This is a genomic window from Williamsoniiplasma luminosum, from assembly GCF_002803985.1.
Lineage (GTDB): Bacteria > Bacillota_I > Bacilli_A > Mycoplasmatales > Mycoplasmataceae > Williamsoniiplasma > Williamsoniiplasma luminosum.
Genome location: NZ_CP024963.1, coordinates 234102 through 254165 on the forward strand (window position 1 = coordinate 234102; position 20064 = coordinate 254165).

General features: G+C 30.7%; 13 protein-coding genes. 7 read left to right on the forward strand and 6 right to left on the reverse strand.

Annotated elements, in window-relative coordinates; translation table 4 throughout:
* The first annotated feature begins 120 nt into the window (after nucleotides 1-120).
* The 3 genes from ELUMI_RS01035 (at nucleotide 121) to metG (ending at nucleotide 5584) form a co-directional block, all read left to right on the forward strand.
* Nucleotides 121-3147 carry an endo-beta-N-acetylglucosaminidase gene (locus ELUMI_RS01035; RefSeq protein WP_025734267.1) on the forward strand — a complete coding sequence of 1009 codons (3027 nt, stop codon included), beginning with the start codon at nucleotides 121-123 and terminating at the stop codon, nucleotides 3145-3147.
* Nucleotides 3113-3991: a hypothetical protein gene (locus ELUMI_RS01040; protein WP_025734266.1), complete on the forward strand. Its 879-nt coding sequence runs from the start codon at nucleotides 3113-3115 to the stop codon at nucleotides 3989-3991. The genes ELUMI_RS01035 and ELUMI_RS01040 overlap by 35 nt, the downstream gene beginning before the upstream one ends.
* Before the next feature lie 72 nt (nucleotides 3992-4063).
* Entirely contained in the window at nucleotides 4064-5584 is a 1521-nt protein-coding gene (metG, locus tag ELUMI_RS01045; protein WP_025734265.1) for a methionine--tRNA ligase, read from the forward strand.
* 87 nt (nucleotides 5585-5671) lie between these two features.
* On the opposite strand, the gene ELUMI_RS01050 is transcribed toward metG, so the two are convergent.
* The 6 genes from ELUMI_RS01050 to ELUMI_RS01075 all read right to left on the reverse strand — a co-directional run bounded on the left by ELUMI_RS01050 (nucleotide 5672) and on the right by ELUMI_RS01075 (nucleotide 14293).
* Nucleotides 5672-6262 carry a hypothetical protein gene (locus ELUMI_RS01050; RefSeq protein WP_025734264.1) on the reverse strand — a complete coding sequence of 197 codons (591 nt, stop codon included), beginning with the start codon at nucleotides 6260-6262 and terminating at the stop codon, nucleotides 5672-5674.
* Between the two features lie 508 nt (nucleotides 6263-6770).
* Nucleotides 6771-7973 (reverse strand): carbohydrate ABC transporter permease, encoded by a 1203-nt coding sequence (locus ELUMI_RS01055; protein WP_025734263.1) that lies wholly within the window; start codon nucleotides 7971-7973, stop codon nucleotides 6771-6773.
* Nucleotides 7974-7981: 8 nt separating this feature from the next.
* The gene (locus ELUMI_RS01060) at nucleotides 7982-9022 is read right to left on the reverse strand and encodes a carbohydrate ABC transporter permease (protein ID WP_025734262.1); all 1041 of its coding nucleotides are present in this window, start codon (nucleotides 9020-9022) and stop codon (nucleotides 7982-7984) included.
* A gap of 1 nt (nucleotide 9023) precedes the next feature.
* Nucleotides 9024-10922, reverse strand: a complete 1899-nt coding sequence (locus ELUMI_RS01065; RefSeq protein WP_025734261.1) for an ATP-binding cassette domain-containing protein — start codon at nucleotides 10920-10922, stop codon at nucleotides 9024-9026.
* Nucleotides 10923-13343, reverse strand: a complete 2421-nt coding sequence (locus tag ELUMI_RS01070; protein ID WP_025734260.1) for a hypothetical protein — start codon at nucleotides 13341-13343, stop codon at nucleotides 10923-10925.
* A gap of 2 nt (nucleotides 13344-13345) precedes the next feature.
* The gene (locus ELUMI_RS01075; RefSeq protein WP_025734259.1) at nucleotides 13346-14293 is read right to left on the reverse strand and encodes a DHH family phosphoesterase; all 948 of its coding nucleotides are present in this window, start codon (nucleotides 14291-14293) and stop codon (nucleotides 13346-13348) included.
* Between the two features lie 314 nt (nucleotides 14294-14607).
* On the opposite strand from ELUMI_RS01075, the gene ELUMI_RS01080 reads away from it, so the two are divergent.
* The 4 genes from ELUMI_RS01080 to purB all read left to right on the forward strand — a co-directional run bounded on the left by ELUMI_RS01080 (nucleotide 14608) and on the right by purB (nucleotide 20011).
* Complete coding sequence (locus ELUMI_RS01080; protein ID WP_025734258.1) at nucleotides 14608-15201, forward strand: lipoprotein; 594 nt, start codon at nucleotides 14608-14610, stop codon at nucleotides 15199-15201.
* 148 nt (nucleotides 15202-15349) lie between these two features.
* Nucleotides 15350-17227 (forward strand): tRNA uridine-5-carboxymethylaminomethyl(34) synthesis enzyme MnmG, encoded by a 1878-nt coding sequence (gene mnmG / locus ELUMI_RS01085; protein WP_025734257.1) that lies wholly within the window; start codon nucleotides 15350-15352, stop codon nucleotides 17225-17227.
* Between the two features lie 191 nt (nucleotides 17228-17418).
* Nucleotides 17419-18720 (forward strand): adenylosuccinate synthase, encoded by a 1302-nt coding sequence (locus ELUMI_RS01090; protein WP_025734256.1) that lies wholly within the window; start codon nucleotides 17419-17421, stop codon nucleotides 18718-18720.
* A complete protein-coding gene (gene purB, locus ELUMI_RS01095) occupies nucleotides 18713-20011 on the forward strand; it encodes an adenylosuccinate lyase (protein ID WP_025734255.1) in 1299 nt (432 codons plus the stop codon). Before ELUMI_RS01090 ends, purB begins: the two co-directional genes overlap by 8 nt.
* Nucleotides 20012-20064: the final 53 nt, after the last annotated feature.

The window sequence follows — 20064 nt, forward strand, 5'->3', positions numbered from 1 at the left end:
TTATGTTTCAGGGCAAGCATCATTTCCTAAAATGTGAATTCCATCGTTGATATCAATAATTCTATTATCGATATCAACACCAATATCGTTTAAATTATTTAACTGGAGGTAATCGCAATTATGAAAAAAACATTTCCTATTTTTATATTATCGGTGCTGATTTTTGGGATAACAGCTAATTTTGTTGTTGTCAATATTGGTAATACAAGCATTCGACGCTATCTTGAAACATTACCCGATTTTGATTGGAGCTCGGTTAATGGAGACCGAGCTCCAGATATTAAAATTAAGCCAATTGACTTAAAAAATAATCATGATGTAGTGAATCAAAACACAATCTATGCTGATGCTTGAGATTCTGTTTTTGATTACACAAATTTCCACACAGGCTATCAATATGTTGATTCAATTAAAAAACAAGCAGTAACTGGGGCTCCAACCGGAAAATTATTTCAACCGAACGGTAACATTGGATTGGATTTTGGTTTAACTAGTCGAGCAATTAAATTTCAAGAATTGAATTCATTTTTAACATGAAATCCAAAAAATGATATGGATGCAAAATACAATGTAGCAACCATTGCTAATGCGGTTACATCAAAACGAGTCGCTGCTCCTTGAGCAGCAAGTCAAAATCCGAAAGTTCTGTCCAAATATTTGTCTGATTCAAACATCCAAAACAGAGTTCCTGCCACAACCAACATTGGTCTTAAAAATAATTTTGAAACCTCATTTGCAAATTTACAATATACAGATTATATGGTCGGTTGAGGTGGTTCTTGATTTGAGGGATTAATTAAATTACCACCAGCTGATTTAGTGGAAGAATCACACAAAAACGGAATTAAAGTTTTTGGAAATATTTTCCTTGATGGTTATCATGGGTTATCAAAAAAACTCCTTCGAGATTTTTTGAAAAAAGATTCTAGTGGAAATTATTTAATTGCGCAAATCTTAATTAATATGGCGGCTTATATGAATCTTGATGGTTGGTTTTGAAACAATGAAGCAAATGGTGGTTTACCAAACGGATCCATTTTAGACTACCGAGAATTAAAAATCATTTTTAAACAAATGAATGAGATTATTAAAAAATCTAAAGATCCCAAAGTCCAAAAATTACAAAATGAATATTATGCAAATTTAAATTTACAATACAACACAGCTGGTAGACCATATTATCAAGAAGCTGCTGACATGGTAAGAGTATCGAGTTTATATCAACAAACTTTTGGTTTTGATCCGTATGAAATGAAAAATGTGATGAATTTTATTCCGCATCTTGATCCTTATAAGGTGTTCTCAATTCTTGAGGTTGGTGGTGTTGGTTTGAGAGGTATTTTTGATACAAGAACAATCACTAATGAAGCAAGAAATTATGATGGCAAAGAGTTTAATAATTCTTCAGATCGAACTAATGCTTTGAATCAAAACAATCAAGTTAAATTTTGAGGTGATCCATTAATTTCACCAACTTTTTTCGAAGGTGGTGGCGGTTCAAATTATGGACAAGAAGCATTGGATATCATGAAACAAACATCTGAATATCAAGAGGCAAAAGCCAAAGGTCTTTTGCCTTGATGAAAAGAAAATATGTATGCCCAACAAGTGGCCGCGATTAGTGATGATTTATTATATACTGGTAGAAATCGTTTTGTGCGTGGTTATGCTTGAGAAGCTGATCCACAATATGACGAAACACAAAAAGGAAAAATTAGTTGATTAAATGCTGATGGAACGCCAAAAAGTGATGAAGAACTTGAGCAATTTCAACCAAACGATTGAAAAATTAATAGTCAATTAAAATCTGATTATGGAATGAGTAATAATGGTTGAAATAGCCAATGAGTGAATGGTGAATGACCCAATGAATCAAAAAGAGCTGCGATCATTAAAACACTAGACGTGTTGCCAACATTTCAAAAAGTTGAAGATTGAAAAAATGGGAATAATAAATTGTCTTTGAAACAAAGACAATGATTCTTTTCAAAAGATAAAGATGGCAATTATATTTACTCTTCAGGTGAGGCGAATAGTCGACAAGAATCAACCATTATTAATAATGAAATGAATGATGATTTAGTGACTAATTTTTCAACCGGAAATGGAATTTATTTTAAAGATTTTGAAGGAAATTTAATTGAACAATATCCATGATCAAACAGAAGATTAGCCGATGTTCAACCAACTTATAAATGAGATGTTAAACAATTTAAAGGTGGGGTGTATAATTCAGATTTACAAAATTTTGCTCAAAACCAAATTTCTGGATTCTATGACTATTATCACCCTTATAAAAAGGGTAATTCCATTTCATTGGGTAAAAAAATTAATATGGATGGTTCAGTTGTTGGTTTTGATGCAAAAAAAGATCAAAGAATTCTTTGAAATATAATGGGGGCTAATTTAGATAAAACCAAAATGAATGATAAGAAAATATCATTTAAAGTTCAAGGCAATATTTCTGATCAAAGCACCAAATTAGATAATTCTCAACACATCCAAGATTTACAAGATATGTTTGATATTGGTGTGGTTTTATCTGATGGTTCATTCACTGAAGATCACACTGAAACTGATCGATTAACAAGATATAAGAATCTTTCAAAATTTTATGAGCTTAAAAAACCAGATGTTTCAATCACCAAAGACAAATTCGATTCTAATTGATTAGATGTTAGTTTGGATTTGTCTCAAGTTACCAATCCAATTTCTGATAATCAAAAACTGTCAAAAATCGGTTTGGTTTTAACACCAAAACAAGATGTTCAAAATGTTGTTTTTAATCTTGGTGAATTTTCAATTACAAAATCATTGCAACCAATCTTATCTGAAACGTTAGGTAGAATTAGCTCATTTAATTCAGAGTATGTTGTCGAAAGACAAAACACATTAAATGCTAGAATCGGGTGAACATTCGAAGGTGATAGAACCAATTTAGATTACTATGAGATTTATGCAATCGATGCGGATAATAAAAAAATTCGACTTGGAGAAACAACACAAGAGATTTATTATGTTAAAAATTTACCGTTTAATTCCAATTTGAAAATTGGAATTAAACCAATATATAAAAACTACGACAACAAAGTTTTAGGAGAAACTTACATTTATGCAATTAGTAAAAAACCAAAAAATTGGGAATAAGTTTGGCAAAAAAACAGACACACAAATCAGGACCTTTATTTTAATGTTCAAAACATATTTAAAAACTCCTGAAACATATTTATTTTTAATTATATTTCCAATCTTATTAAGCATTTTGTCATATGCAATTATTAGTCAATTTTTTGTCAAAGAGGTAAGACCACCTTTGATTGGTGGGGTGATTGCGATTGGCTGTTTAAGTTCCATTTTTTTAATAAATACAATTTTAGCAGATTGAAAAGATTCCATTTTAATTAAAAGAATTAGGATGAGTGGTTTGACAAATAATGGATTTTTATTAGCTTTTTATTTGGTTAATCTTTGTTTTGTTTTTCAAGCACTATTTACTTCTATTTTTGCAATTTGAATCATTGATTTAGTTTTTAAATTGAAAAATCTGACTACTTTTTTTGAACAATTAAATGTTTATTGACTTAACTATTTAGGATTTCTTTTTGGATATATTTTACTGGCAATCACGACTCTATCATTAGGAACTTTGATTGTTGGAAAAATCAAAAAGCGAATTGTTGCAGATATCATTTTAGTGATTTTAATTTTGTATATTTTGCTAGTTTCTGATTTGATATTAGATCCTGCGATCATGAAAAAGAATTTATTTTATAATATTTTAGGGTACATTAATCCAATCAAATATATAGTTTGATTAATCTTTATGTTCTCATCTTCAATGATTCAAAGCCCAGAAAATATTGAATTTATTACCCCAACCGATGGAATGGTTTTTCTAAAATATTTATGACAAGGATTGCTCTTTTCAATAATTATTTGTATTTCAATTTCTGGATTTTCTTTTCTATTTTTTAACATTAATAGAAAATAGAATCACCGATTAAATAAAGAACATTTTATCTTGATTTTTATAGTAAAATAAACCAAGAAAGAGGTATCATATATGCCAAAAAAATTTTATGTAACAACACCGATTTATTATCCGAGCGGAAAATTACACATCGGTCATGCTTACACAACTACACTTGCAGACATTTTAAAAAGATATAAACAAATGCAAGGTTTTGAAACTTTCTTTTTAACAGGAAGTGATGAACATGGTCAAAAAATCGAACAAAAAGCCAAGGAAGCAGGATTAGAACCAAAGAAATATCTTGATTCAATTGTGCTAAATTTTAATGAATTATGAGAAAAATTAGATATTAAATTTGATAAATTTATTAGAACCACTGATGATTATCATCAAGCAACAGTCAAAAAGATTTTTTCAATTTTAATTGAAAAAGACTTAATTTATAAAGGCTTTTATGAAGGTTTATATTGTGTAAGTTGTGAAGAATTTTTATCACCAGATCAAATTAATGAAGCTGGTTTATGTAAAATTTCTAATGATCGACCACAATTAGTCAAAGAAGATACTTACTTTTTAAGAACAAGTAAATTTCAAGATTTTGTCAGTGATTTATTAGCAACTGACTTTTTAGTTCCTGAATATCGTAGAACTGAAATGTTGAATAACTTTGTTAATCCCGGAATTCAAGACCTATCAGTGACAAGGGTTTCGTTTAAATGAGGAATCTCAATTAATGAAGATCCTAAACATATCGTTTATGTTTGATTGGATGCTTTAACCAACTATATTACTGCATTGGGGTACTTGCAAAATGATGATTCAAATTTTCAAAAATTCTGATCAGAGGACACCGAGATTTTACAATTAGCTGGAAAAGAAATTGTGCGTTTCCACGCTATCTATTGACCGATCATTCTTAAATCTTTAGATTTAAGAATGCCAAATCATCTATTAGCTCATGGTTGAATTTTAAACAAGGATACTAAGATGAGCAAGTCTTTAGGAAACGTAGTTGATCCGATTGAGTATATTGATACTTATGGAGCTGATGCATTGAGGTTTTACATCGCTTATGAATTGCCAACTGATAAGGATGGAAATTTTACAAACGAAATGTTTATTGAATCTTTTAATGCCCACTTGGCAAATAATGTTGGTAACTTAATTAGCCGTGTGAATAACATGATTACCAAATATTTTGATGGTGAAATTAAAGATATCCAAAATGTTGATTCTGACTTAATCAAATTAGGAAATTACACAATTGATAAATACATTGAATTAATGGATCAATATAAAATTAGTGAAGCAATGCGAGTGGTTTTAGATTTGGGAGCTGCTGCCAACAAATTTATCGAAGTCCAAGAACCTTGAAATTTAGAAAAAGAAGGTAAAACCCAAGAACTTGAAATGGTGATGGCAACTCTTCAAAGAACGTTGGGGATCATTGTTTATTTATTAAAACCAGTTTTAGTTCAAAACCATGATTTAATGTTAGAACAAATAGGTTTAGAAAATGTTGTTTTATCTTTTGAGGAATTAAAAACATTTGAAACAATCAAGTTTAAAAAACTAGGTGATAAAAAAATAATCTATCAAAGATTGAAATAAAAAAGCATCTAATATTAAAAAACTCCTAACCTTTGCAATTAGCAAATGTTAGGAGTTTTTGTGTTTTTAATTGTAAGGTTTGATATCCTATTGAGGAGTTTGATTGATAATGATTTTTACATCTTTATCATTCTTTTTTTTGTCTTTTTTTCCGCCTTCTTTTTTGCCACCTTTAAACAAGCTGACCATTGAAGCGATAAGACCTAGTCCTGAAACAGCGCTTCCACAAATTAATAGAATTGTTGCAGGTGATGCGATGTCTAAAATTTGGCCCTCTTTGAATTTAAAGAATTCAATAAAATTGTCGAAGTTGACTGCAGCACCAGTTACTTTTGTATAAATAATTATTCCAATAACAAGTAATCCGAATGCAATAGCTGCCAACAAGATTAAAAGTAATAAGCTTTTAATAATGAATTTGCGTGATTTGAACACTCACATTATTGATTTCACAACAAAGAACAGCGCACAAATAGAAATTAAACATAAGTATGTAATAATCACGGCGTGCATAACTGTTTCGTGATCTTGTAAATACTTCCATGCCTCTTCTGGGGTTACTGTTGAGGTACCTGTTAAACCGTAAATCAACACAGTTAACATTGTTCCAAAAATGGCTAAAAATGATAAAACTACAACAAGGTTAATAGTTTTTCCTAATATTTTTTTAATAAGCATAATAATACTTTTCCTTTCTTTTAGCACCAAAATGATTTTAATATATAAAACTTAAAAATAATCAAAAAAACTATTCAATTTTTTGCAATTTTAGATTAAGGATTTATCCCATATATTTTATGGATAGAATTAGTGATTTTCTTGTCAATTAAATAGAATAATAATGGACATTATGTTTTTTATCTTAAAATCATTAACATGCTTACAACCCTTCTATTGCACTACCATTTTACAATAAAAAAAAGATTTCAACTTCTCAAAGGCGTATTTTTGTAAATTTTTAAAATGTGTTTTATTAATCAAAACAACAGATTAATGATCATCTGCTAATTCGTTTTTTGCATGTTTTACCAATTTTAATTTCGTTTTAACTGCTCACTGTCTTTAAGTTGAATGGCCGATGAAATCAGATTTTGCTTCCAAACATTAAAAAATGAACAACAAATTCGTTGTTCATTTTTTGGATGGTTCAGAATGTAACTGAACAATAATTGTTAAATATTGTTGGTTATCCTTTAGCACCGCTTTGTTTTGTGATTCCACGAATTAAGTATTTTTTAGATACAACGAAAAGAATAAACATTGGTGCAATTGCAACTAATGAAGCTGCCATTTTTAAGTTTTGGGGGTCCATTAGTTTTCCTCCATCAGGAAGTGTGATTGATCAAGCACTTTGAGGATCACCTGTTGCGTTCATGATATCCCATAAGATTAATGGAATTGTGTATAATTTTTTGTTTTCCATAATCACCATTTGTGGTCATAAAATTGAGTTTCAAGATGTAATGAATGACATTAAAACTGATGTAAAAATAATTGGTTTAACAAGTGGGATAGCAACTTTTCAGAAGAATTTTCAATTTGAAACTCCATCGATTTTAGCTGCTTGTTTGATGGAATCGGTGATTCCATCAAAAGCATTTTTAAAGAGAAATAAACTAAATGCATTACCAATAAAGGGGATGAAAAGAGCAAGGAATGTTTCTTTCATATCTAATTTTGTAGCAATTAAATATTGCCCAACTAATAACGCTTCTCCTGGTAACATCATCGTTGCTAGCAAAATCATTACAAAGAATTCACTTGATCGAGTTTTGAAGTGAGCAACCCCATATCCACCAAGCAATGAAACTGAAGTTTGAGTGATAACAGAAGTGATACTTACCCCAAATGAGATAAAAATTGCTGTGGTGATGTTTAAATCGGTTCTGCCTTTAAATAAGATATCAAAAGCCTCTGTTGACCAAGATTGGGGTCATAGCGACATTTGCCCAGTTGCTGCTTCGTTGATTTCAGTTGGAGTTCTAAAAGCAATCGAAATCATTCAGTAAAATGGGAAGATGACGATGATTGCCATAATCGCTAAGAAAATAGTTCTAACAGCCATCATTCCAAGTTTTGATTTTAAGTTATTCCCAGTCATTGAGGCTGTAAATTCTTTTTTTCGGTTGATCATTTTAATATATGAATAATGCCTGATTTGAATGTATTTTCTTCTTCAAGAAAGACCAATAAGCATCTGAAAAATAATTAAATGTCGAACGAATCAAGATGAAGCATTTTTCTTCTTCTCTTCTAAAATTCTTTTGCGTTCTTCAAAATCTGTTGTAGCAGCTTCATAATCATTTTTTCTTTTGGCTAATTTATTGGCTGTACTAATAGAGTCAAGTTCATTTGTTAGTGCCTCATTATTGTTTTGTATTGATTTCATAACTCCTCCTATCTATATCTCTTATTTAGCATTTTTGTAATTTGTCTATTGATGATTGTGACGGCTAAAATGATTGCTAAAAGAATAATTGATGCCGCCCCAGCCATTTGATTGGATTGAATTCCCCCAGCTCCGGTTGTACGGTCATAAATTCAAAAAACAATAGTTTGAGCGTTGACTGATTCAGCTTTCTTTTCAGAACCAAACAATCCTAAAGGCAATGCCTTAAAGGAACCAATGATTCCAACGGTGACTAAGTAAATAATTGTTGGAACTATTTGGGGAATGCTTACTCTTCAAAACTGTTTTCATTTTTTCATTCCATCAACACTTGCAGCAGAATAATATTGTGTATTAATACGCATAAATGCTGTTGTTAACATCACGATTTGGAATGGTAATGATCTTCAAATTCCAAAAATGAAAACAGTCACAATCGCATATTTTGGGTCTTCTAATCAAGATATTGGTTTAATTCCAAAAGCGCCTAAGAGTTTATTAAAAATACCTGCATCATTTGAACTGAACATAAAGGCAAAAGCCATCGCCACAGCCATTGCACTTGTTACATAAGGTAAGAAAAAGATCCCTTGTAAAAATGAAAACATTCTTTTGCTTAATAATGCTGATAAGGCTTTTGCCACACCGATTGAAAAGATCAATCCAATTGGAACAACAAATGCCACATACATTAATGAATTAATTAAAGCCCTTTGAAATGTTTCATCACGAGCAACAGCTGTAAAAACATCGAAAGTAAATTCTCATTTAATGTCTAAAGGGAATTTATTAAATCCATTTTTAAAAACAATAAAAGCTGAAAAGAAAATGAATAAAGCGATGAACGCCAAGGCTGGTGTTATTCAAATCAACTGGATTAAAGCATTGTCATCTTTTTTGCTCATTTTCTTTGATTTCATTTTTGACTTCATCGAAGTTAAGCGAGTTTTAAAACTCTTGTTAACTTGGGTGGTTGAAAGCGGTTGTTCAACCACCACAACCACTTTTTGATCGGGGTTAATTTTGTCATTTAAATTTGTAATTGCCATGTTAAATTACCTCAACCAATTTTCCCTCATCTTCAATATCAAAAATATAAATATTGCCTTTGATTGCATTTAATTCAATATCTTGATTATTTGTTGATGAAATATTTTTCACATCATAAATCACACGAATTTCTTGGTTGTTAAATTTTAAAACAGCTTTGATATACTCGCTTCGTCCTAATTTTTCGATGTTATCAATTGTTGCTTGCAGAACTTTTGAATTAGCTTTTTCAATTTTAGTTTTTGAATTTGCTAATTCAAAATGTTCTGGTCTAATCCCCATAATTACTTCTTTATTAAAGTAAGTTTTATTTTGGATTTGCCCAAATGAGACACCACCAAATGTTACATTTCCAAGTTTATCAACTTTAGTTTTTTCAATGAAGTTCATTGAAGGAGTTCCGATGAAGTTAGCAACAAAAACGTTTTCTGGTTTTTTATAAATTTCCATCGGTTTACCACTTTGTTGTAATTGACCTTTACTCATAACAAAAATTTTATCAGAAATACTCATTGCTTCTTCTTGATCATGAGTAACAAAAATGGTGGTAATTCCTGTTGATTTTTGGAATTTTTTAATTCATTCACGAGTTGATGAACGTAGTTTTGCATCAAGATTTGATAATGGTTCATCCAATAAAAGAACTTTTGGTTTTTTAACAATTGCTCTGGCAATTGAGACACGTTGTTGTTGTCCACCAGATAGTTCATATGGTTTTTTGTGCAATTGATTTACAATTTCCACTTTTTCAGCCACTTCTAAAACAGCACTCTTAACTTCTTGTCGGAAGTGTTTCTTTTGTTCATATAATTCTTTATGTTTTTCAGCAATCTCAACTTTTTGGTCTTCAATCAAAGCGATTGATTCAAGAATTTTAGCTCACATTTTTTCAAGTGCCTTTTGCTCTTTTTGGTTATTTTCCATCAAGGCAACAACCGCTTCTTGGAATTGGCGAGTTCAGTCATTGAATTCATTTTCTTGTTTTTGGAAGATGCTTGTTTTTGTTTGATCATCCACTAATCATTGAAGTGGTTTTCCATGCAATTTTCAAAATTTAATGATTGATTTAATCTCACTTTCCAATAATGTTTTATTAGATTTGACAGATTCATTGATACTTTTAATTTTTGATTTAGAAATTTCCAAAGATTCAATTTCAACATATTTTTGAGTTTGTGAAATTACTAAATCAAGATTAAATGCTTTATCTCAATCTGCTAAAGTCGCTTTTACTGACCCAATATTTGCATTTAAACTTTCAAAAAAGCTATTAAATAAATTGTATTTTTGGGTTTCAACAAAGGCACGTGCTTGATCAAATCAAATGGTAAATAAACGAGATCTATAAGCATTTAATTCTTTAGTTCCATAAACGCTGATTGCGTTTGTATCTGAAATTTTTTGGATTTCTTTGAGTTTTACTTGTTGCAATTTATCAAATTTGTCTTCAATATCATTCAATAATTTAAGAATGTTTTTTGAGATTTCTTCTTGGAATTTTGATGTTTTTGTTGATGAACCAAAAAACTTTAAATTTTGCATTTGCAATTTAATTAACTTATTATGTCTGATAATTTCTTGTTTAAATTTTTTATTTTCATAAAGCGGAAAAGCAATATTTTGGAAAACAGATAAATGTGGATATAGTGCATAATTTTGAAAAACCAAACCAATATTTCTCTTTTGTGGAGAACGTTGAGTTACATCAACACCATCAAAAATAATTTGTCCTTGGCTGGTTTGAACCAAGCCAGCAATAGCATTTAGGGTTGTTGTTTTACCACAACCAGATGGTCCTAAAAGTGATACCAATTCACCTGTTTCTATTGATAGTGAAATATCATTAACTGCAATTGATTCTCCATAATCAATTACGATGTTTCTTAATTTAATACTCATTTATTTGCTCTCTTTCTTTTCAAGTTGTGATTCTAATTCAAGTTTTCCATCCACTGGATACATGTTTCGAATTGAAACTTCAATTTTTTTCATATTATCAGTTGATCAAAAGTTTTCTTTTGTCATATTGGTTTCAGGTTCTGCTCCAGTTACACGGTATTTTTGATGGATTCAAGGAACTATTACCTGGAATCTCATTAGATCTCCAAATGGTGATGGGATTTGTGTTCAAAATTTAAACTTACCATCAACAACACCCAGAACAAATTCTTTTAAAGCTTCTTTAGCTGGATATAGTTTAACTTTTGCAGGTCAATCATTCTTATTGTGTTCTTTAGGATTGTATCCACCTTTTGTTTCGTCTAACCCATGTTTAATATATTTCATGTAATGGTTTCAATTGTTTTCGATTTTAGCACCAGCATTATCTGAATTACTTTGAACATTGGTAAAGTATGCATAATAATTTGATGGAACATATCCAGAAGTTAAAGCAAAATCAGTGTTATTTTGAGCCTGTAAAAAGTAATTTAAAAAATCAATTGCAACTTCATTTTTGCTTTGATTTTTGTTTTTGAACATTGCTATTCCAGGACCTTGTTGAACAAAGTTGGGCACAGTTTTGAATGGTTTTTCTTTCCCCTCTTGTTCATTTTTTGAATGGGTTGTTTCGGTAACATATCCCGGTGGTGCAATGATACTAATGTCTGTTTCTAACACTCAAGCAAAACCAGTTGTGATAATTTTGGTTGGTTCAGTTGTTGATAAATCAAGATAAGCTTTCTCATCTTTGCTTGCCTTATCTTGTCCTTTTGTAACTTGCCCCTTTTTAGTAATGGCCAATTGAAGTTTTTTATCCTTAGGATTTTCTTCAATAATTGCTGTTCATTGTATTTTGTCCCCTTCGATATAACCGATATTTGTTTTGTCTTTAGCAGTTAATGCCTCGAAAAAATCTTTTGTGTGGTCAATACCAGCTTCAATTTTGGGAACATTGTATGTTCCCTCAATTCGACCTGTTCAAGGTAAGGGTTTTGCTCAATAAGGATTTCCAGCAGTTGAACCATAGTAAGTTAAGGTTCCTCCTCAAACTCACTTGTCTGAGTAATAAACTTTATCTTGTCCTTTGGTTCCAAGACCACCATAACCATGATCAGAAGTTCCTGCTGATCCAGCTTGTGAATCTAGTTTAGATATTTTTGCAAAATGTCGATAAAAATCAATTGTTTGGTTCAAAGCATCAGCCCCAGTTTGATCATTTAATTTTAATGTGTGACCACTATTTTGTGCCATGTCTCATTCGTATATTTCTTTTTTTTGTTTCAGGTTTTGTTGCATTGCATAAACGAAACCTGACTCATCATCAATTGCCATTCCGATTGTTTGTTGGAATTTTTTGTTATTTGGTTGAGTGTGCAGTAATTTAGCATAGGCAGTTAAAACAACTTCTAAAACAGACATATCTTGCATTGCATTAGCAATATAAGCATTAGCATCACCTTTAGTTATTTCTGGTGTATCAAAAAAATCTGTAATAAGTTCTTTTAAATTTTTATTAGAATTTCTAAAACGATTTGCTTGAGTTAATTTGTAATCATCTTTTTCATCAATTGAACTTTGGGCTTTATCTTGAACATTAGTTCAAGATAAATTGTCTCCACCATATGTTTTTAAATAGTTAAATGTTTCATAACTATCAACATTTACCCATTCTTGTTTTTGACCAATGATTAATTCAATAATTTCTTTAAATAGACGGTTATTAATGATTCCGTTCATACTTGATTTTGCAGTTGGTGCAACGTACAATTTCTCTCCATATGTTCCTTCACGGATAAACGAATCCTTAAGTGGTCTAAACTTGGTGTTATTAAGTCCTTTAGAATGAGTAATTTCATCAAGTGACTTACCTTCTGTTAATTTATTCCCTTTGGTTGCATTATTTCGAACATAAGGTTCGATATATTTAACACGATCATATAAAGCTTCTTCTTTTTTTGGTTGATAAGTTGTATCTCAGTTAATTGCTTCTGCCATATTAACAGCGACATCATCTCTACCAACTGATTTTAATAGGGCATCAAATTTAGCAACATTATCACCATATGCCATGTATAAATTTGGCAATGGTTGACCTGAAGAAATTTCATTTTGGATATTATTGATTGGTGTCACCAAGACTCTTACTTCATGTTTTAAATCACCCGTCGCTCTTCTTGCTTTGTTATATCTATTGGCAATAAATTTATATGCTTCGGCTTTATCGGGTCTTAATCCCATTAATTCAACAACAACTCCAGCGTTATCTTTAAATTTTCAAGCACTAACAATTGCTCCTGTCGAAACAATCAAAGCGATTGTTAAGACTGGAGCTGCTAAAACTTGAACTACTCTATTTCTTTTTAAATCTCAAAAACTCATCACTATTCACCCTTTCCTTTTTTAACTCATGCTTTTGCTTCTTGAACAATCATTTTTGCTTGTTCAAGATTATCAATAATCGCTCCAGCTGCTAATTTGTGGCCACCACCACCTCAATTGGTAGCAATTCCATTCACTGCAAATCTTTTGCTTCTAAATTCAACACGGTAGCGCTGGTCTTCACGAATCGCAAACGTAATCCAGATTTCCACGCCATCAATTCCACTTAAAAGATTTGCAAATTTACCATTTTCGTCATACCTTAACCTATACTGATGAATTAGTTCATCAGTTAAGATAATGTGTCCAACTCCATCTTCAAGTTTTGCGGTTTTGATTAATTCTGATTGCAATTGCAAATCAGAAAACTTTTTATTGTACATTTCTAAATGCAAAGCATTTAAATCAAAACCGCTTTTTAATAAGTGGGCAGCAACTTCAAGTGTTCTTGGAGTTGTTGCTTCAATTAAAAACCGAATTGAATCAGTTAAAATTCCATGATAAATAATCCTTCCTGCTTGTGGAGTAATTTTTCAATTTAATTCCTTGGCTAAATAACCAACCATTTCGCTTGCGCTAGTAAAGCTGGTGTCGACTCACATTAAATCCCCAAACGGAGTTGCATTAGGATGATGATCCAATTTAATTAAAAAATTACCCATAGCAAAGCGTTGGTCATCAATTCTTTCGGTGTTTCCACAATCAGTAACAATGACCAAAGCATTGTTATAAGTTGCATCAGAAACATTACGATCCATTGAACCAATAAAGTTTAAGTAGTTAATGTCTAAACCAACTGCTAGAACTTCTTTGTCTGGGTAATTTTCTTTAATTAAATATTTTAATCCTAGTTGTGAGCCATAAGCATCTCCATCTGGGATAATGTGGCGATGTAGAATGATAGTTTCGTGTTTTTCAATCTCTGCTTTTATTTTGTTTATTATTTCCATTGGACCCCTTAACTTTAATAAAAATCAAAACCGAATTGGTGATTTCATAAGTAAACAAATGTATTAATTTAAAAATAAAGACATCTATGGGCATAGATTTTATTTAATAAAAGATAAATTAATACAAAAATGCTTACAAGATAATCATATATAAAAAAGGGACACTTTTGAGTGCTTTTTTAATGTTTATGGCTTGAAAATGATAATTTTTTTTTAAAATTTCAAATTTAGCAAAAGTCAGTACCCCCTCTTGCTTACAAAACAAAACGGAAATATAATTGAATTATAAGAGTGTAAGCTCTTGAGGTGTTGATATGAAAAAGATACTAACGTTATTGGGAAGCATTGGAATTGTTGGAGCAGCAGCGACAACCGTTGTGTCATGTGAGAACCATGATCATCACGATAATGGTGATCGACAAGCAGAAATTAATAATCAATTAAACAACTTGAAGGATATTGATACAGTAATTCCAGAGTCTAATAGAGACTTGGGCGTTCTAGAAGATATTGGAATGAACACGATAAAAGATGCTTTTCGAGATAACAATCAGAATTTAAATTTAAACAATGATAATTTTCAAATTTCACAAATTAGCAATGAATCAGCAATGCTGCATAGTTTTAAGGGCTATAAAGGACACATAACTGTTACATATAAAGTTTTCAAAAATTTATTTTCAGACAATGGCCAAAACCTAGGTGCACTACCTAATGCCAAAGAAGAAACTATTCGTAAAGCAATTCTTGAAAAAAACTCAAAAATCCGAGAATTAAATCCTAACTTTGTTGTTTTTCAAATCAACAAAGTTAAAGATAATAAATATCAAGCTTTAATTAAGGGTGAACAAAAGCATTCAAAATCAACAATTGTTGAATTTACAATTCCCCAAACTCAAAATGCATAAATTTAATTTCTTTTAATTACTAATTTTTTGTTTTGACCATTTTCAGAAAAGGTATAGAATAAATGTAGTTATTATTGTCAAAGAATTAATAGCTCAACTAATTGTATATGTCAAAGATATACCGACTTATTTTAAAAGGAAGTTATATATGCAAAACAAAAACTATGAAGTTTTGGTTGTTGGTGCTGGACATGCTGGAGTCGAAGCTGCGTTAGCAGCTGCTCGTTTACATAAAAAAACAGGCTTAATTAATTTATACACAGACAAAATCGCTTTGATGCCATGTAATCCAAGTGTGGGGGGACCCGCTAAAGGAATTGTGGTGCGAGAAATTGATGCTTTAGGTGGAGAAATGGGAAAAGCCGCTGACGCCACTGCCTTACAAACCAAACTATTAAACTCATCAAGAGGACCAGGGGTGTGAGCACTACGTGTTCAATCCGACAAAGAAGAATATTCAAAATACATGATTAACAAGGTGCAAAACCAAGAAAATCTAGATTTAATTGTGGGCGCTGCTATTGATCTTGTTGTTGAAAACAACAAGATTGTTGGTGTTCAATTACAAACTGGAGAAATCATTTATGCTAAAACAGTTGTGCTAACAACTGGAACATATTTAAAATCATTAATTTTACAAGGTGAAGAAAAAACTGAATCTGGACCAAATGGAGAAATGACCACTAAAGGAATTAGTGGTAGTTTAAAAGCACTTGGAATTGATTTGTTTAGATTTAAAACCGGAACTCCAGCCAGAATTTATAAAGATTCTGTTGATTTAACAAATGCAGCCCCAGAACCTGGAACTGATGCTAAATTAGCATTCAGTTTTTCAACAAAAACCTTTACCCCAATTGAAAAACAAGAAATGTGTTATTTGATTCACACAACTAAAGAAACTAAAAAAATTATTGAAGAGAATTTACATCGTTCACCAATGTATTCTGGAACTGTTGAATCAATTGGACCAAGATATTGTCCAAGTTTTGAAGATAAAGTTGTGCGTTTTGGGCAAAAAGATACACATCAAATTTTTATTGAACCAGAATCAAAAAATTTAGACACTTGATATATTCAAGGATTTTCAACATCAATGCCAATTGATGTTCAAGAAAAAATGTTAAAAAGTTTACCAGGATTTGAAAATATGCGCGTTAAACATTGATCATACGCCATTGAATATGATTGCATTGATCCAATGCAATTAAAACCAAGTTTAGAACTTCAAAAAATTCAAGGTTTATTCACAGCCGGTCAAATTAATGGAACAAGTGGATATGAAGAAGCGGCAGGTCAAGGATTGATTGCGGGAATTAATGCCGCTCGTCAAGTTGATCAAAAAGAACCTTTAATTTTAAAAAGAAATGAAGCTTACATCGGGGTGATGATCGATGACTTAATTAATAAAGGTGTGTGAGAACCATACCGTTTATTAACAAGTCGTGCTGAGCACCGATTATTATTAAGAAACGATAATGCCGAACAACGTTTAAAAGAATATGGATACAAAATTGGTTTAATTCAAGAAGATGAATGAAAAGAATATTTAAATTACTTAGATGAAAATGAAAAAGCAGTCCAAGAACTTAAAGAAATTAGATTTACCCCAAAATCTGAATTGGCAGAAATTTTATTGAACAAATATCAAATCTCTTTAAAACAAGGATATTCTGGATATGAGTTAATGAAAATGCCAAATATTCCAGTTGAAGAAATGATCCCATTTATTCCGAGCATGCAAAATTTAAGAATTAATCAAATTCAATCAATTACAATTAATGCTCGATTTGAAGGATATGTGAAAAAGGAATTGGAACAAGTTGAACGCTTTAATAAACTTGAAAAAAAACAAATTCCCAACGATTTAAATTATGATAATGTTGCTAATTTAGCATCAGAAGCACGTCAAAAATTGAAAAAAATTCGTCCTTTAAATATCGGACAAGCATCAAGAATTACTGGAGTTAACCCAGCTGATATTCAAATGCTATTATTTTATTTAAAATCACAATATGCAAATGATTAAGGTTTTATTTTAAGTAATAAAATCAAAATCCAATTATCAAAAAATAGGCAATCATGCCTATTTTTTGAATTTTATAATTAACATTTATTTAAACTGAAATTTTGGTTTATTATCCCATCAACTATTTTGTTTTCTTAAATATAAATATTTTTTAATTGGTATAATTACAAAGTAATTAAGAGGAGTATGAAATGAAAAGAGATTTTAAAACACTGGTCGTAATAGGAACTCAGTGAGGAGACGAAGGGAAAGGTAAAATTACTGATTACTTTGCTCAAAAAGCAGAAATGGTTGTGCGATTTGCTGGTGGAGATAATGCTGGTCACATGATTGAATTTGGTGGAGTACGTTACAAAGTAACAATTGTTCCATCAGGAATTTTTAACCCGAAAGTAAAAAACATTATTGGTAATGGAACTGTGGTTAATTTAGAAAAATTAGTCAGTGAATTAGCAGGATTAAACCAAGCAGGAATTGATACATCAAACTTGTTTATATCAGGGCGCGCTCACCTTATTTTGCCTTTCAATTTAAAAATTGATGAACTACAAGAAGAATTTCGAAAGGAAAATAAAATTGGAACAACAAAACGTGGAATTGGGCCAACATATGCTGATAAAATAGCGCGTATGGGAATTAGAGTTCATGATGTTTTACAACCAAATTTTAAAGATATTTTAAAAGAATCTGTTGATGCTCATAATAAAATTTTGAAAAATTTATATGAATCAGATATTCAATTTACTTTTGATGAAATTTATAATAATTTAATGAAAAATTTTGATGTGATCAAAAATAATATTTTAGATACTGGAGAATTAGTAGCTGACACAATCGAACAACAAAAATTTGTTTTATTTGAAGGGGCTCAAGGAATTTTACTTGATATTGATCATGGTACTTATCCATTTGTAACAAGTTCAAATACAAGTGCGAACAACGCTTCATTAGGAAGTGGAGTTCACTATAAACATATTCAAAAAGTGGTTGGGGTTGCTAAAGCTTACAACACTCGTGTGGGAACTGGGGGAATGCCAACAGAATTATTTGATGAAACCGGAAATCGAATTCGTGAACGCGGAAGAGAATATGGATCAAATACGGGCCGTCCACGTCGTGTTGGTTGATTTGATGCAGTTGCAATGAAATATGCAATTCGTGTCGGTGGAATTGATGAATTATTTTTAACTCTATTTGATGTTTTAGACCATGAGGAAAATTTAAAAATTTGCATTGCTTATGAACTTGATGGAAAACAAATTACTTCAATGCCAACAAGTGATCAAGAATTTAGAAGATGTAAACCAATTTATGTTGAAGTGCCAGGTTGAAAAGAAGATATTACTAAAGTCCGTTCATATGATGAATTGCCTGAAAATGCTAAAAATTACATGAACAAAATAGCGGAATATTCAGGTGCTGAATTTTTAGGATTTTCAGTTGGACCAGATCGTGTTCAAACAATTTTATTAAAAGGTGAATTTGATGATTAGTCGATACAGCGTTGAAGAAATTGAAAAAATTTGATCTGATCAAAATAAATATCAAGTTTGATTGGACGTTGAAAAATATGTTGTTGAAGCATGATCAACATTAAAAATTGTGCCCAAACAAGACTTGTTAGTTTTAGAAAAAATCAAAATTGATTTACCAAGAATGTTAGAAATTGAAAAAGAAACTAAACATGATGTTGTGGCTTTTACAAGAATGTTAAGCGAACAAATTGGTAATGAAAGTCGATGAATTCATTTAGGAATTACATCAACAGATGTTGTTGATACAGCCCAAAACTTCTTAATCAAATCTTCAAATTTAATTGTTCAAAAAGAGTTAGAAAATTTAGCAAAAACATTAAAATCTTTATCATTGAAAAATGAAAAAGTTTTAATCATGGGGCGAACTCATGGGATGTATGGAGAGCCCACATCACTTGGTTTGAAATTTGCCTTATGATACGAAGAAATTCAACGCCAAATTCAACGATTGAATTTAGCAAGACGAGATATTGAAGTTGCAAAAATTTCTGGTTCAATGGGGAACTATGCTAATTTAGAATTGAAAATCGAAGAGTTTGTAGCTAAGAAAATGAAGTTAGGGATTGATAAAATTTCAACCCAAGTGACACAACGTGATCGTCATGCGTTTTTAATTTCTGTCTTTGGAAATATTGCTTCAACTTTAGAAAAAATTTCTACAGAAATAAGATTATTTCAACGCAGTGATGTGAATGAATTAGCTGAAGGATTTAGTGTTGGTCAAAAAGGAAGTAGTTCAATGCCACATAAAAAGAATCCAATTAGTTCTGAAAATATTGCTGGATTATCACGATTTATTCGTTCTTTTGTGACTATGTCATTTGAAAATAATAACTTGTGACATGAACGAGATATCTCTCATTCATCAAATGAACGAATTATGTTTCCTGATCTTTTCAATGTTTTAGTTTACTCTTTAAGAAGAATGAATGAAACTTTACAAAATTTAAGTATCAATAAAAAACAAATGCAAAAACACATTTTGGAAGCTAAAAATATTTATTTTTCACAACGTGTTTTGACGTATATTATTATGCAAAATCATCAAGTTACTCGTGAAAAAATTTATGATTTAATTCAAAATTGCACCACCATTGCTTGAGCAGAAAAAACTGATTTAAAAGATGTTTTGTTACAAAATAACATTTTAGATTTTATTGACCAAAAAGAATTTGATGCATTATTTGATGATCAATATTTTATTCGACACACAAAAGAAATTTTTAATCGAATTTTTAAAACCAAATAATTTAGATAAAAACCACACTTGAGATAATTTTTAAATTATTTCAAGTGTGGTTT